Origin of the sequence: Microcoleus sp. N9_B4 (assembly GCF_036701635.1) — a bacterium.
Taxonomy (GTDB): Bacteria; Cyanobacteriota; Cyanobacteriia; order Cyanobacteriales; family Microcoleaceae; genus Microcoleus.
In genome coordinates, this window is sequence record NZ_JAUBRC010000062.1 from 1 (window position 1) to 14,193 (window position 14,193).

13 protein-coding genes are annotated in these 14,193 nt (G+C 46.2%); 6 read left to right on the forward strand and 7 right to left on the reverse strand.

Annotated elements, in window-relative coordinates:
• On the forward strand, positions 1 to 235 hold a 235-nt coding region (locus tag QUA43_RS27315), incomplete at its 5' end, for a hypothetical protein (protein WP_333378367.1).
• A 261-nt stretch (positions 236 to 496) separates the two neighbouring features.
• Here QUA43_RS27315 and QUA43_RS27320 read toward each other — a convergent pair.
• Entirely contained in the window at positions 497 to 2,434 is a 1,938-nt protein-coding gene (locus QUA43_RS27320) for a serine/threonine-protein kinase (protein WP_333378369.1), read from the reverse strand.
• 502 nt (positions 2,435 to 2,936) lie between these two features.
• Here QUA43_RS27320 and QUA43_RS27325 point away from each other — a divergent pair.
• Both QUA43_RS27325 and QUA43_RS27330 read left to right on the forward strand, forming a co-directional pair.
• Positions 2,937 to 3,419: a 2Fe-2S iron-sulfur cluster-binding protein gene (locus QUA43_RS27325; protein WP_333378372.1), complete on the forward strand. Its 483-nt coding sequence runs from the start codon at positions 2,937 to 2,939 to the stop codon at positions 3,417 to 3,419.
• 38 nt (positions 3,420 to 3,457) lie between these two features.
• A complete protein-coding gene (locus QUA43_RS27330; protein ID WP_333378377.1) occupies positions 3,458 to 3,928 on the forward strand; it encodes a phycobilisome protein in 471 nt (156 codons plus the stop codon).
• Between the two features lie 17 nt (positions 3,929 to 3,945).
• Here QUA43_RS27330 and QUA43_RS27335 read toward each other — a convergent pair whose 3' ends face one another.
• The 5 genes from QUA43_RS27335 to QUA43_RS27355 all read right to left on the reverse strand — a co-directional run bounded on the left by QUA43_RS27335 (position 3,946) and on the right by QUA43_RS27355 (position 7,878).
• Positions 3,946 to 5,112, reverse strand: a complete 1,167-nt coding sequence (locus QUA43_RS27335) for a pentapeptide repeat-containing protein (RefSeq protein ID WP_333378379.1) — start codon at positions 5,110 to 5,112, stop codon at positions 3,946 to 3,948.
• Positions 5,113 to 5,447: 335 nt separating this feature from the next.
• The gene (locus QUA43_RS27340) at positions 5,448 to 6,110 is read right to left on the reverse strand and encodes a V4R domain-containing protein (protein WP_333378380.1); all 663 of its coding nucleotides are present in this window, start codon (positions 6,108 to 6,110) and stop codon (positions 5,448 to 5,450) included.
• A 49-nt stretch (positions 6,111 to 6,159) separates the two neighbouring features.
• Entirely contained in the window at positions 6,160 to 6,678 is a 519-nt protein-coding gene (locus QUA43_RS27345) for a phycobilisome protein (protein ID WP_333378383.1), read from the reverse strand.
• Between the two features lie 138 nt (positions 6,679 to 6,816).
• Complete coding sequence (locus tag QUA43_RS27350; protein ID WP_333378386.1) at positions 6,817 to 7,083, reverse strand: hypothetical protein; 267 nt, start codon at positions 7,081 to 7,083, stop codon at positions 6,817 to 6,819.
• Positions 7,084 to 7,176: 93 nt separating this feature from the next.
• The gene (locus QUA43_RS27355; protein ID WP_333157607.1) at positions 7,177 to 7,878 is read right to left on the reverse strand and encodes a V4R domain-containing protein; all 702 of its coding nucleotides are present in this window, start codon (positions 7,876 to 7,878) and stop codon (positions 7,177 to 7,179) included.
• 280 nt (positions 7,879 to 8,158) lie between these two features.
• Between QUA43_RS27355 and QUA43_RS27360 the strand changes: the two genes are divergently transcribed.
• From QUA43_RS27360 to QUA43_RS27370, 3 genes are all read left to right on the forward strand, one after another.
• Positions 8,159 to 9,994 carry a caspase family protein gene (locus QUA43_RS27360; RefSeq protein WP_333378389.1) on the forward strand — a complete coding sequence of 612 codons (1,836 nt, stop codon included), beginning with the start codon at positions 8,159 to 8,161 and terminating at the stop codon, positions 9,992 to 9,994.
• A 1,593-nt stretch (positions 9,995 to 11,587) separates the two neighbouring features.
• Positions 11,588 to 11,812: a hypothetical protein gene (locus QUA43_RS27365; protein ID WP_006635912.1), complete on the forward strand. Its 225-nt coding sequence runs from the start codon at positions 11,588 to 11,590 to the stop codon at positions 11,810 to 11,812.
• Positions 11,813 to 12,571: 759 nt separating this feature from the next.
• On the forward strand, positions 12,572 to 12,823 hold the full coding sequence (locus QUA43_RS27370; protein ID WP_242725377.1) for a TIGR02450 family Trp-rich protein: 252 nt from the start codon (positions 12,572 to 12,574) through the stop codon (positions 12,821 to 12,823).
• A gap of 224 nt (positions 12,824 to 13,047) precedes the next feature.
• On the opposite strand, the gene QUA43_RS27375 is transcribed toward QUA43_RS27370, so the two are convergent.
• On the reverse strand, positions 13,048 to 14,160 hold the full coding sequence (locus QUA43_RS27375) for a M24 family metallopeptidase (RefSeq protein WP_333378391.1): 1,113 nt from the start codon (positions 14,158 to 14,160) through the stop codon (positions 13,048 to 13,050).
• Positions 14,161 to 14,193 lie beyond the last annotated feature (33 nt).

Consider the following 14,193-nt stretch of genomic DNA (forward strand, 5'->3'; position numbering starts at 1 on the left):
TTGTGAAAATATTTTTGAGTTATTTTTGAACCTATACACACCAAGGGTTTCGGCTATTAAGTCGCTCTCCGACCTCCGCTGGCTGACTCCTCTTTTAACTATGGGGTCTTTTTTTGGGCCCAAATACGGCTTTTGGCCAGACTATTTCCCGCGCATGGGTAGAAGAACTCAGTGGTTCAATATGATGGGGCTTACTGGGACTAGAGCTCAGGCAAAGTTAGAGTGTAAGGTGTGAGGCTGCATCATGGGGTTAGGATGACAGAAGCAGGCTGGTGCATGAGTCATATATATGTAAGTGGTGTCTGCATTTCTGGGACTTTACTGAGGGACGTTTGGGTTTCAGATTGAGCCGATCGCCCTTAACAATTCCTCTGATTCAAAATCCCGAAGCTGACACGACACGGTACTCTAACCCAGATCAAACTCCCAGGAATCGATCGCCCGCAAATACACTCTCCTGAATTACACCCCGAAACTCCTTTAGTTACCGCAGTTATCAGCCTTTAATAATCGAGCGCGAGTTGGTCTCCTCAACATCTACATCTAAAAAGTGCAAGTGACTCTCTTCCTCAGTATTGACAGCAATCACCAAACCTCTATTCCCCCAAGCAGCTATCGCCCGGGGTGAGGCAGGGCTGCTAAAACTCCCTACTTGAATCCCTTGACTGTTTACCACTTCTATCTGCCCCTCAACATCTGCCAACACCCATCCCCAATTAGCCACACAAGCAGACACGGGCAAACTTTCAAGGGGAATTCGCGCTACCTTGAGCGGCCACAATTTCATCAACAGCACCGCCGGTTTACCACCTTGGGGAATTCCCAGCAAAGTATAAGGCTCAGGTGTCAACAGCATCTGTCCCACGCTGGCAGACACCCGCACAGAACCCACCGGCGTGCCACGGCGAGTGTAAACTCTAAAAATAGTTTGGGGATTTTTTGGTTCGTTGTCCGGCCAAACTGCTAAGACGTGTCGCCGATCCAAAAACATTAATTCTGGTAAATAGTGTTCTGGTAACGGCACAGTAGCGATCAGCTTCAAGGCTTTTTTCTGATCGCCAGCAGTGCTGTTTCCAGCTAAAGAATAAAAACGCAGTTCGCCGGGAACCGCTACTGTCAACCAGTTGCCGTGAGAGTCTACAGCAGCTTTAAAAGCATCGGAACCTTGCCTCAAACCCATATCCAGCAGGCACTGAGGCTCCCAAGAGCGCTCATTGAGCCAGTAAAGTTTTTGCGGAGTCAGAACGCAGCAGCCCTGGGAACTCGGTAAAATGCCACGCACTATTTCCGCCATTAATGAAATAGAAGTAGACATTTCTCCTGTAACTAGCTGTTTTCCCGGCTGAGACCAAACCTTGACCTCTGTACCTACAGCAGCATAGAGATACGTTTCAGTGGCAATTAAAGCGGTCAACGGTGCAGGAAGTATCAGTGGCTTGGGCTGCGAAAGCGAATAGCGCACAGTCCGAAGTGAATTAATCGCCGATTGTGATGCTTCTTCCTCTTCAACTTCTAGCAAAGAGTCAGTTTCAGAATTCAGATTTTTATCACCACTGGTTGTGGGGTTTTCCCAAGGAATAATGCAGTCGCCCAATTGCCTGACAGCGGGGTCGTACATGATCAGCCGCAGAGCTTGAGCCATTTGGGAAGCACTGGCAAAACGGCGGGCTGGCAGCTTTTCTAAAGATTTTTTGACTATTGCTTGCAAAGGTTCAGGGATGGCGTCGGGAAATTGCAAGCGTTGATTCAGGTGCGCCCACCTCAAGTCTCCGGGGGTTCCCCCGAAAGGGCGGTAGCCCATTAGCAATTCAAACAGCAGAATGCCTACTGCATATATATCTGACATCGGGGAAAAAAGACCGTAAAACCGCTCAGGGGCCATGTAAGCGGGGGAACCTACGGTAGCGTCGGGAGAAAGTTCTTGGTGGAGGCGAGTGGTACCAATTTCTGGCAGCCGACGCGCGATGCCAAAGTCAGAAAGCCTGGGCGACCAACCTTTTGCTCCTAAAGTTAGGAGGATATTTTCGGGTTTGATGTCGCAGTGAACTACGCCTCGGCGGTGGGCGTAGTCTAAGCCTGCTAAAACTTCCATGACTAGCTGTAAACCTTCGAGCAGACGCAAGGGGCGGTCTTGTTTGAGTAGGTTGCGGAGGGTTCCTCCCTCGCAGTAGTCCATAACCAAGTACCTGCCTGTAGCTGTGTGTTCTAGAGCTCGGCAGGTAACAATGTTCGGGTGTTGCAAGGTAATCAGAAACCACAGCTCTCGCAAGAATTCGCTAGTTGGGGCTTTTTGATGACTAAGTTCTTTGAGAGCAACCAGTTGGCTGGTGAGGCGGGAGTCCTGGGCGGGAGCTTCTCGAACGCTGGCACAAAAGACTCGACCAAATTGTCCTTGTCCGACTAGCCCTAAAATGCGGTACTTAGAATGTTGCATCGGTCTAATTATAGAAAAAGCTTGAGCTAGTATTAAAATATGTAAATAATTCTGACAAAAATTCAAATTTTTGAATCGCTCGCCAGGTACAGCCTATGTTATCTCAGGTTCATTCTCAGCCTCGTTGAGAGCGATCGCACACTCGCACCTACTCAAATCCTTGAGCTTCGGAATCACTATCAATCTTGCCGGATGCCGGTACTGGATCAAGAACTACCTGTGCCTGCTATTTTAGTCGATCGCGACTATTACAGTTTTTTCAGTGCCATCTAGAAAGTATCTAAGGTTTTAGCTTTTCAAGACTAAGCTGGGGAATCGGGGCGAGGGAACAGCGATATGACCAAAACAGAAGTGCGGTAATGCCATAGGGGCTAGAGATCCAGAAGCCGATGCTGTCGTCAAGGCATCTTAACCTTTTTGAGTGTTAGCAAAATTTTTTTTTGCTTTGAATATGTCGATCGTAACTTGCTAAATACTGAAGTTGACAGGAGCAAACATCAATATGGTTAAAATTATTAGACTAGATCCAATTGCCGAAGAAATGGCAGTGGAAACCCGATCGAATATCCTGTCTGCCTTACTTTCCAAAGACTTAGACGTTCTCAAGGAATGCGGGGGGCGGGGAATGTGCGCTACCTGTCATGTTTACATTAAAGAAGGCATGGAAGGCTTGTCGGACATGAACCGCCGCGAGAGAAGGACGTTGGAAGTTATTACTACGGCTAAAGCAAATTCGCGACTTGCTTGTCAGGCTCAAATTATGGGCGAGGGTGTGGTTGTACAGTTGCCTGCGGGGATGTACATTAATGCTATTGAAAATGTCGAAGCTTTGATCGGCCGCCGGGCCCAGCAAGATTTATTACACCCAATTACGGGTCAAGTAGTTGTAGAATCGGGAAAGTTAATTACTCGTTCTATCGTTACACAGCTTAATGAAACCCGCTTTCAAGTAGGACAGTATTTAGTTCGGACTAAAGAAGCTTAAAACTGATATGTTTGTATTTTAGTAGTAGAGAAAAATCTATGTTGAGCCAACTTGCGCGTTTGAGCACGGAAACAGACGGACGCTACGCCAGTGAAGAAGAACTCCAATTTTTGAAAGACTACTTTCAGTCTTTGAATCACCGGATGAGTGCTTATAAAAAAATTCAAGCCTCTGAAACAGAAATTATGCGGCAAGTGGAAGCACAAATGCTGTCTCTAGACCCTAGTTTATTTCGGCGGGGGGCTAACGATGTCACTGAAAAGTGCCGTGGAGATATTGTGCGGGTGTTGAGGCATTCGGCGGCAGCACTGTTGATTAATGATACTGAACGGTTGCGCGATCGGCTACTACTTTGGTTGCAAACTATTTTAGGCGCTGTTCAAGTTAGAAATACTGCGACCGTGACCTACGATGTGATGAAAAAGGTCCTCAAGCAATATCTCACGGTGGAAGAAAGGAACCTATTTTTTCCGATTCTGGACATTAACCGCACATTACTCGGCAAATAATCAAGGGGGTTGACCAGTTAACGCCGATAAACTGTGCCGTTAGGAAGAGTGGCTCCAATCAACTTCGCTCCCGTCAAATCCGCCTCAGTGAGAATCGCTCCCCGGAGGTTGGCTCCTGTCAAGTCAGCTTTCTGCAAGTTGGCTTTACTCAGGTTAGCTTTGGTCAAGTTAATTTCATGCAGGCAAGAATTAGACAGGTCGGCACTGATCAGGTAGGCTAGACTCAAGTTGGCTTTGCTGAGGTTGGCCCCGCTCAAGTTAGCTTCCATCAGATAAGCACCGCTCAAGTTGGCTTCATTCAACAAGGCTTCTGCCATATTAATTCCAGTTAAAAGTTTGCGGCTCAAGTCTACACCGCCCAGATCGGCCCCGCTGAGGTTAATACCGCTTAAGTGGCTGCCATTCAAAGTAATGTTTCTCAGATAGGTTTTGCTGAGGTCTGCTTTGCACAAATTGGCTCTATCCAAGCAAGCTTCGCTAAGGTCTGATCCGATCAAGCACGCGCCGTTTAAATAGGCTTGAGTGAGGTTAGCTCGCCTGAGATTAGCTTTCAACAGGTTGGCTTGGCTGAGGTTAGCCCGGGTTAAGTTGGCTCCGGCTAGGTTGGCTTTGGATAATTCGGCTCCGGTGAGCTGTGCTTCGGTCAAGTCTGCCTCTTTCAGACTCGCTAGACTTAAGTAAGCATCTTTGAAGTTTGCTCCGTTGAGATTGGATTTAATCAGATAGGCTTTACTGAGATTGGCCTGAGTGAGAACGGCTTTGGTGAGGTTAGCGGCGCTCATATCTGCACCTATGAGATTAGCATTGGGAAGAATTGCTCCAGTCAGGTTTGCCCAATTCAGATGAGATCCGGCTAGGTTGGCGCCGGTGAGATTGGCTCCGATGAGATTGGCTCCACTCAGACTGGCTGCCATGAGGTTGGCGCCGGTGAGATTGGCTCCGCTGAGGTCAGCTTTGCTGAAATTGGCTCGGCTCAGATGGGCTTTGGTGAGGTCTGCCCCGCTGAGGTTAGCACCGATTAAGTAGGGTCGTTGCTGGTGTTGGTTGAGGTTTGCCAAAATTAGAGTTGGGGCATCGCTGGAACGGTATAAATCGATCGGACTCAACACAATGCCGCGCAGATTTGCCAGTCTAAAATCTCTTTCGCCGGCTGCATATCGAGTTAGAAGTTCATTGGCGTCCATTAAGTTCTAGCAAAATGTTTGAGGTTTTGATTGCTGTTAAATTTTATTAGTTTCTAGAGTAAGTTACGAATTTTCTAGCTGCTAGTTATCATCAGGTTTTATTTAAATTGCTAAAACCTGATTTTTTGAGTTACGAGCTTTTTTATAGCGTTTCTTTAGCTGATTAGGTACAACCAATCCTTATCCATTAAGGGTTTTAGCTCTAAAAAAGTACCTCACTTGACTGAGAAACGCTATATAATTTAACTCACAGTTTTGAGGATACGGTGGATAGTATGGCTGCCCAACAATCGATTTGACAGCTATTAGTAACAAAGTAATAGCTGTCAAATAAGTCAGTTTTTTTGGAAAAGTTGACTGAGAATAGCTTCATGGTCTTTTCCTTCTTCGACCATAGAATCGCCAGGTTGTAGGCGATCGCGCAGCCCTAAAATAAAGCGGTTGCAGTCCGAACCCAATGATTCGCAGGATGTTTGCAGGCAGTGAAGTTCTCGACCCGTAAGCTGACTAAAGAACGAACTTAAAATACCTGCTTCTAAAAAACAGGCTGGTCGCTGAGACTTGGGGGCTGTTTTAGCAAAAAGAGAGTTAGCAATTTTTACTATTAAAAATCCATGTTCGGAATAGCTGGGGTCAAGCTCAAATGTTCCCCATCCATGAGTTTTCCAACACTGCTGCAAGGACTGAATAAATTCTACCATTTCCATTTCAGAAACTGGCTGACCGTAGTATTCGCTGACTTCTTCGCAAAAACGCACGTAGAAGTTTTTACCCCACCAGCGACCGCAGTTGAAAAGCACGAGGCGGGAGGCTTGACCTGTTTCTTGTTCTAAGCCGATATAAATGGCTTGAATCAGTGTTTCTGGGAGTGCTAACAGCCGATCGCCCCGGCGGTTTTCGAGCAAGCCGAGTTCGAGGTCGCCTCGGACGTAGGCATCGCTGGCAAAGTAGTTTCCAGGGAGTCGGGGCTGTTTGAGTAAGTCCGCAATATTAATCATCGGGAATTAGGGATGGGAATCGGGAATTGGGAATTGGGAAGAAAGCGGATTATTTATTACTTTGGTCAATAATTGACTGTGCTTGGTCGAAAAAGGGTTGCAATATAGCCCGGGCTTGCTCGGAAAGCAATTCTTTTAAACGAGTTTGCAGCAGATTACAAACAGTTGCTTCGATCTTTTGAGTTTGGTGGGCTTCGACTATGCCGGAAAGCCAGTCTACAAGGCGCTGTTCTAGAAAATTTTGATCGTTCAGCAGCATAGCCATAGCGCAGTACCGCAAAACTAAAACCCAGTGTTTGAGCGATCGTTCTAAGGTTTCTTGTTTTTCGTCGGGGAATGTTTCTTGTAGTTTGTTGGCTACTGGTTGGAAGATGCTTGCTTCCTTCTCTCGCAAAAATTCGTAAATTTTTAAGCGCTGGACAAGGGTTACAGCTTGACGCTTAAAAGCTATGAGTTCTTCGCCTTTTAAAAAGCGGTTTTCTGCCTGATCCAGCAGCGCCTCAATTTCAGGGTGCATGATTTTAATTAAGTGGTAATCGGTAATTAATAAAAGGAAGTCAGTTGGCACTTGTTAGTTGTCATTTGGCAATCGGTAGTTGTTATTTATTAGTAGTTTTCTTACTTCCCAATAATAAATAAAAAGTTACCAGTTGCGCTTCGGAATTCCTAATATTAACTCAGGTGTTTTTTTCATTCCCTACACAGATTAAAACAGGTCAAATAGGTCATCAATCGTGACTTCTGCTTGTTCAGAAATAGAAATTACTGGCAAGGGTGGGGGTAGGGGTAGGGCACCTACTTCCGGAATTCCTTCCCAAGAAATAGCTTGAAAAAAGTCTGCTACTGGCTGGGTTAAACTCAGAAGTTGACCGGGGTTCGAGCCATTTGGGGTTTCTAAAGATTTTCCCAACCAATTATAGTGACCAAAGAATTCTTGGACAGATTGGTCCAACCATGAAGTTTGACTTTTCATCTTTCTTCCTGCCTGGAGAAATCCACCATCGCAGTTTCATCGCGAAATTGGTGGGAGGAAAGGCAGGGCAGGGGATGTGCCTTTCCAGGTTGTTTACCGCAATATTTCACCGTGTTGCAGTCGATTTTGAATATCGCGGGCGTTGGCACCTTCGTTGAGCCAGAATGCTGCTGCATCAATTTTATCTGGGTTGCCAAGCAGGAACTTGCAATAGGTTTCTCCCATTGAGTAACATTGGAGTTCTATGCAGCTCAGAGGCTTTTTGACTAAAGAGCCGAAGAAACCGGCGAACAAACCGGCGTATAGGTGACAAACCGGTTTGCCTACGTCTCCCAATGTGCGAGCAACTGCTGAGTCAAAGAGGTTGATGAAGATGCAGCCGTGTTTGCGATCGCTCATGTCCACTTCCCAGCGACCCCAACCTTGAGCCGTGAAAGGCCACCACCAAGTTTCTAGCAGAAACATGAGATTTGACTGGCGAATGTTTTGGTCGAATTCGGCACTAAACCATTTTTGAAAAAATTCAGAATCTTGGAGTCCCCACTGGCAACCAATAGTATACATGATGACAGAGGACGCGGGGCCTACTTCTTCTTCGAGCCCCTCCACCAAACCGATAATGAAGTCTTCGCTGGTAAAAATGTTGCGCGACTCATTCCAGTCGTCAATTGTACCCATCTGGCGATCGAAGGCAAAAAAATCTTGAAACCTATAATGGCTGTGAGTTTTAGGATGCTTTTGCTTCAGTAGCGATTCGCTGTGGGGGGAGATTTCTTTTTTGGCGGTAGAGACCATTGGCGGGTTATTCCTTTTTGCTGTAGTTGGGTGAAAATTAAAGTCAAATAGACTGGCCTGTGTATCCAATTTAACTTTATTTTTCTAAAGGCAGGCACAGGGTATAATTTTTTACTGCAATATAAAAATTAAAAATTCTAGGATGCTAAATTTGGGGGCTTGTTGGGAGTTCTGCCTTCGGACAACTGCTCTCTGAGTGCGGGCGAAAGTGGGTATAACCTTAAACGGGTATGTGTTATCGTTTTGTGCAAGCTGTCCACTATATATAGGGCATATGGGGATGAAAAATCACGCTTGTATTGCAATAGGCATCAATCAATATCAGTTACTCCAGCCTTTGAGTTATGCCCAAGAGGATGCAGAGGCCCTGTACGGTTTTTTGACTGAGGAGGCGGGTTTTGCGCCGGATGGATGTCTGCTGATGACCGATAGCTCGCCGTCGCTGTGGGGTCAATCTACATATCCCAATCGGGAAAATATTCTGAGATTGACCCAAAGCCTCTGCGCGGAACATGTGCAACAGGGAGATTTACTCTGGTGTTTTTTTAGTGGCTACGGTGTCAGCTATGAAGGTAAGGATTATTTGATGCCGGTTGACGGCAATCCGGCTGACATTCAGGGTACGGGGATTCCGGTAGAGTTGCTGTTGAATACTCTGAAAAACGCTCCTACGGAAACGGTATTGGTGCTGGTTGATATGAACCGCAGCCAGATTGTGAAAGCGGGGGAAACGATCGGCTCTCAAACGGTCGATCTGGCGCGGGAACTGGAAATCCCGACGGTGCTTTCTTGCCGCCCGAATCAAGTTTCGCGGGAAACTTCGGCTTTGCGTCAGGGGTTTTTTACGACGGCGCTGTTGGAGGGGCTGCGATCGGGACAGTGCATGACCATTAAGGGTTTAGACCGTTTTTTGAGCGATCGACTGCCGGAGCTGTGTGACCACCATTTGCGTCCGAAACAAGAACCTTTGATGGTGGTGAATCCTCCAGGAAAGGCTAATTTGGTGATTTTGCCCGATGCTTTAGGGGTACCAACTGCTGCGTTGGCAGGACGCAACGGCAATATGGCGGTTGGTACGGCTGATGGGTTCGATCGCCCGCAAATGGCGATGGCTACGGCTCGAATGGATCTGCCTCCGGCAGTTCGCAACGCTCAGGATTCGTCGGTTGAGATGCCACCTGTGTCGCAGCCAAATGCTGTGGCCCCTGTTGATGGGGGGGGCGATCGACCGAACTTGCAAAAGCCGGAGGATGAGCATAACGGGGGGTCGGATAAGTCATTTTTGCAGCAGCTAGTTTTGTGGAGTTCAGCTACGGCTTTGGTTCTGCTGTTGGGTGTTTTTGTGACGAACAAATCAATTTTTATTGGTCAGCAGGAAGGAGATCCTCGATCGCCTGCAGAAAATGCCCAAAACTCTGGAGCTCAAAAATTGACTGGTACTGGGGGGTCACAGAACCAACCGCGGGCGGTGCAAGCAGGGACTGGAACCAAGCAGCCACCATCCAGCGAGCAGGTTTGGGCTGAGGCGAAAACTTTCCTCAAGGATGGTTCGGCTTCTAGTTTTAATAAAGCAGTGGCTAAGGCTCGAACGATTCCGGCTAGCGATCCGCTCTACCCGCAGGCTCAGCAGGATATTGAGCGCTGGAGTTTAACGATTTTGGATATAGCTAACGGGCGGGCTGCTCGGGGCGACTTCCAGGGGGCGATCGGGGCTGCTAAATTGATGCCGGATGTCAATCAGCCTGTTTACAATCAGTCGAAACAGGCGATCGCTCAGTGGGAGGAGCTATCCAAAGACCAGGATGTAAATGCTGCTTTGCTATCGGCTGCTAAGGGTCAAATTAAGCGGGGGGTTGCCTCTTCTTACAGTAAAGGCATCCAGCAAGCTAATAAAATTGAACCCGGTCAGCCGAAGTATGAAGAAGCTCAACAGTTAATTGGAGAGTGGAGCGAAAGTATTCTCAAAATTGCTAAGTTGCGCGGCTCTCAAGGAAAGCTGAAAGAGGCAGTTGAAGCTGCTTCGCTGGTGCCGTCGGGTACTAAGAGTTATCAGCCGGCTCAGAAGGATATCGCCAATTGGAAAACTAAGCTCCAACGCCAGCAGAAAAAAGGTTGATTTAGTGGATAATTTCTCGGTTTCCCACCGGGAAATTATCTTAGCGACTGACCACCATCTGTCGTTGGCTCGATCGATACCTCTTGATACTGCAAAAAGAGACCTACATATCGATAATTTAAAACCAATAATTTTATTCACCATTTCCCCTCCCCAGCTTCGGTGCGAGGGGATTTTATATGCTGCCTGGTCGGTTTGTTTTTGTAGAGTGAAATATCTCGTATGGGCTGGTTAATTGGGGTTGCATAATAGTGGGATGATTTGGATTTTTTTTGTGATGGGCCCATGAGACTGAAGGCGTGTATTTTCCAAGCAGGCGGGACGCCTAACCCTACTCACCACAATAATCCTCAAATTGTGCAACGCCGATTAATTAATATCTTTAATTAACGTCCAGAATTCCCTAAACCGGCGCCTACACCGTCAAAAGCGATTTTTTTAACAATAAAGATGGCTGTAGATACAGCCATTTCCAGGTTTATGGAGTACGGTTGCAAGGGTTTGTAAACCATTTTGGTAAGTGCTTGGAATTAAGGTGTACTCTATTTGCCTGGAATCTGCTGTATATATTTTTACTGCTGAATCAATCCTAAATGAGTTAATTTTAATGAATAATTAAAACGGTTGATTTTTATATTTTATCAGGTAGGGTTGTCAGCTAAATTTATGGTTCATTTTAACTTAAGTGGCAAGCAAATTGGGATATATCTAATTGCTATCTAAGGCAAAGGACTAAGGCAAAATCGCCTTAAAATTGGGTATGCAGAGTTGATTTTTTTTATTCCTCTTTGTGGACTATGAGGAGCGATCGACGGATGGAAGACTGCTTAAACTTGTGCTGTTTTAAAATTATTAGCAGTGACAGATAAGTTATGAATTATACAAAATGAGCCGTTACTGGCAATTCTGGCGCACGAGCGATCGCCCCCAATGAATTCAGGAAACAGATTCACCGCCACACGGCACAAAATATTTGGATTCGCAAGCTGCGAGTCTTCGTTGGCCCGGAGATCACAAAGCCGCCTTAATTAACACAAATAAGGGCTTTGCAAGAAAATCCAAAAAATATTTCCTTGAGAAACAAGAATAAAAACTTGCTTGCTTATTGTAGCCCTGGTAACAACACGTATGCCTGAAGTTATAGTCCACAGCCAAGTCTACGCGACGATCTAAATCAATAGGGTGATGTGGCAGTGTCCGGGTGTTAAGAGGGGCGATCGAAGAGGAATGTTCCCCGAGCGATCGCTTCCCAATCGGGGAGTCTAAAACCTAGGAAGGGAAGGAGTTGGAGACAATGCTGAACTTTTTGAGTTCAGGAAAGTAGCGTTAGCACTAAACTCTGCCGTATTGTGGAAAGCGAGCCAAATTTGTAACAGTTCTTAACTATAAATAATTCTGCCAAAACTGCTAGCATAGTGACACTTTTGCTAGCAAAAACAGATAAAGTAAATAAAGTTGGCTAGCTCTAGACGCCGCGATCCCCATCCTGGGGATGTTGAATCAATTTGATTCATACCAAGTGGTTTTAGAGTTACAATCGGAAGCAAAGCATCGCTATTTAACTGAGTTCTTTACTTACTTTTACTTTCAGCTATGAACGTGGATTTTATCAAAGCCCAAGTCAGGTTGCTACAGGGTGCAAGTTCATCGGAGCGAGAAACCCTTATTAAAAACATCGGCGTCTGTGCTGGCGTGATCCGACCGGGAGAGTACGTGACTCCACAACGGAAGCACGCTATCACTCTCTGGCTGCAAACAAATGCGGTTCGCCTCCGGCTTCCCCAGCTTCCTCTGGACTTATCAGGCCAAAAGCCTTAACAGGGAAGTAATCAAGAGGTAGCGACAGAATCAAAGAAATTAGTCAATCTTACCTAAAAGTGCGTTTTTATTGAGCTGTACAGGATCAATGAAAGAGGATTAAGATTGAAAAAATGTTTGTAGGGAAAGTTGGGCTCGAAAACACGCCTGTGGACAAGAAGCGGCTGACCGCCTTGGTAGAAACAGGAAGTGAACGTCAAACCTGCTCTAAAAGTAGATTTGAGTAAGTTTCACAGAAAGGATTATTCTGCACAACTATAACCTGGGTTATTTGCTTTTAGATTTGAGATTCACGATTTAGCTCGTACTGGATAAATTTGCTATTTGTGGATCGCCTGAAAAATTATCCTATTCAATAGGTATAACTAATTACAGGGGCAGTCATTGAACTGCCCTTACTTTTGACTCCCGATGCGAAACTGCTGCAAGTTAGAATAAACGCATCTACTTGTAGATAGAGTTTAGCTGAACTCTCATGTAAGCTGCTGCGGCTCTATAGTATCTGCTATGTTCGAGAGAAGGGGAGAGGGGGAGAGGATTTGACGAGCTTTAATAGGGAATTAATATCATCCAACAGAACGAGTGATAGCAATCCTTACAAGAGTCGTACCAAGATGTAGGGGATAGTGGCTTTCTTTGCCACCCTGGCCTCATGGGGGCAACCACGGGGGGTTTGCCCCTACAAGAATTACACAAAGGATTTAGGATGGCTATATCACAATTCACTTGCTTTCTAATATATTTTTCCACAAAAATACTGTGAGCAAAAAACAAAAATTTCCTTATTTAGTTGGTTCCCGATGGACTTCACACCAAAAAACTTGGGGGTGGCGACACTTTCAAGTCGTCAACCGAAAAAACGAAGGTAAATGGGTATTTGCAGAAATGGTGGCGGCTTGCGATCCAAATGTGCGTTTTTGGCTGAACGCCGCACAGCTCAAAGACCGATCGCTCTGGCAAGCTGGATGGCAGTCTACGCAAGAATTAGAGGAACTAGAAACTGCCGATTAAAAGACAGGGCTATGGGGTAGAGTGAGGGGAACTTCCGCCGCCTGCTGCTATCGTTCCGATCCAAACCAATACGGAGTGAGACTTTGCAGGTTTTGAAAAATCTTTTACATGACTACAATTTCGGGAAACCCTTATGTGGCAGCGTTTTTGCTTAAGTAAGTCGGTTTAATGCGTTTTGTAGGGTAGTGTACTTTTTTCTCTACTAAGGCGATAAGTTAAATTGACTAAGGTCGATCGCCCCATATTTCCAGCGGCACAGGGCGCAACCTTCCCGCTACTTCAACACTCGGCCAATTCGGATCAAAAGTCAAATTTTCCAACGTTCCATCGCTGTGAATTAAAAACGTATCCTCAATTTTTGCTCCCGACAAACTCGGATTCCAAGCCACAGCCATATTTTCTGCCAAAATATCTGAAGTAGCCGGATTCGCCACAATTTCGCGCGCCAAATATCCGGTAGTTCCGCCTTGATGGTGTTCCGCAATTGCTTGAGGATATCCCTGATCTTCGTAAGCAGTTTTAAGCGTATCATAAACGGCATTCAGCGTTACTCCCGGTCGACACAAATTTAGCGCCGCTGCTTCAATTTCTCTGACTTTTCGGTGCAACTCTGAATGCTTTTCCCCAAGAAAATCGAAACAGACAAATCTGGTTAAATTTGCATACAAACCCCATCCCCTCGCGCAAAATACTAACATTGCTTGTCGTCCAATTTGTTCGGCGGTTGCTGTGGCGTGGCGGTACAGCGGCAAACGCCTTTCTCCAGCAACTAAGGTAAGTGCTGGATGCAAACCTCTCGCCCACAAAGCCTCTGCACCGGCTCCCGCTAGCTGATATTCTGTCCAGGTGGGTTTGGCGGCGGAAAGTACCTCTGTCATCGCTTCGCTGGCTAAACGCCCGACTCGCCGGTATCGCTCTAATTCGCTTGACATCATTGTCTGTTTGCGGGATTGTAAAGATGCGATTATGGGCATTTCTTGGGAAGTTGGCCGATCGCTCATCACGTTACCGCCACCAGTAATTTCTTTGACGAAAGCTTCGCGCTGTGCAATATCAGCCCAAGGATAGATGTGCATTTGAAAGTTGGCTGGCAATTCTTCATCTTGCAAGCGTTGAGCTTCGATTTCATCGGTGAGAACCCAAGCTGTTTCAGCGGTGATTAAAAGTTCTGCCACTCCGGTTTCTGCGGTTAGCAATACTGTATGGGAACCGCCCGCTGTGGCCCAGGCAAACCAATCAGTGCCGCGCAAGCGAAGGGCGATCGCTTTTGTTTCGGTTAAGGCTTTGCGGATGAATTCGAGTTTTAGATCGACTTCTTGATTTAATGAGTTTATCATTAGCTTTCTTGCATATAAATTGTATTTTTTGGG

Bases quoted from the DNA above. Each gene is read 5' to 3' on its own strand.
- QUA43_RS27320 (WP_333378369.1), bottom strand. From the start codon at position 2,434: ATGCAACATTCTAAGTACCGCATTTTAGGGCTAGTCGGACAAGGACAA.
- QUA43_RS27325 (WP_333378372.1), top strand. From the start codon at position 2,937: ATGGTTAAAATTATTAGACTAGATCCAATTGCCGAAGAAATGGCAGTG.
- QUA43_RS27330 (WP_333378377.1), top strand. From the start codon at position 3,458: ATGTTGAGCCAACTTGCGCGTTTGAGCACGGAAACAGACGGACGCTAC.
- QUA43_RS27335 (WP_333378379.1), bottom strand. From the start codon at position 5,112: ATGGACGCCAATGAACTTCTAACTCGATATGCAGCCGGCGAAAGAGAT.
- QUA43_RS27340 (WP_333378380.1), bottom strand. From the start codon at position 6,110: ATGATTAATATTGCGGACTTACTCAAACAGCCCCGACTCCCTGGAAAC.
- QUA43_RS27350 (WP_333378386.1), bottom strand. From the start codon at position 7,083: ATGAAAAGTCAAACTTCATGGTTGGACCAATCTGTCCAAGAATTCTTT.
- QUA43_RS27355 (WP_333157607.1), bottom strand. From the start codon at position 7,878: ATGGTCTCTACCGCCAAAAAAGAAATCTCCCCCCACAGCGAATCGCTA.
- QUA43_RS27360 (WP_333378389.1), top strand. From the start codon at position 8,159: ATGAAAAATCACGCTTGTATTGCAATAGGCATCAATCAATATCAGTTA.
- QUA43_RS27365 (WP_006635912.1), top strand. From the start codon at position 11,588: ATGAACGTGGATTTTATCAAAGCCCAAGTCAGGTTGCTACAGGGTGCA.
- QUA43_RS27375 (WP_333378391.1), bottom strand. From the start codon at position 14,160: ATGATAAACTCATTAAATCAAGAAGTCGATCTAAAACTCGAATTCATC.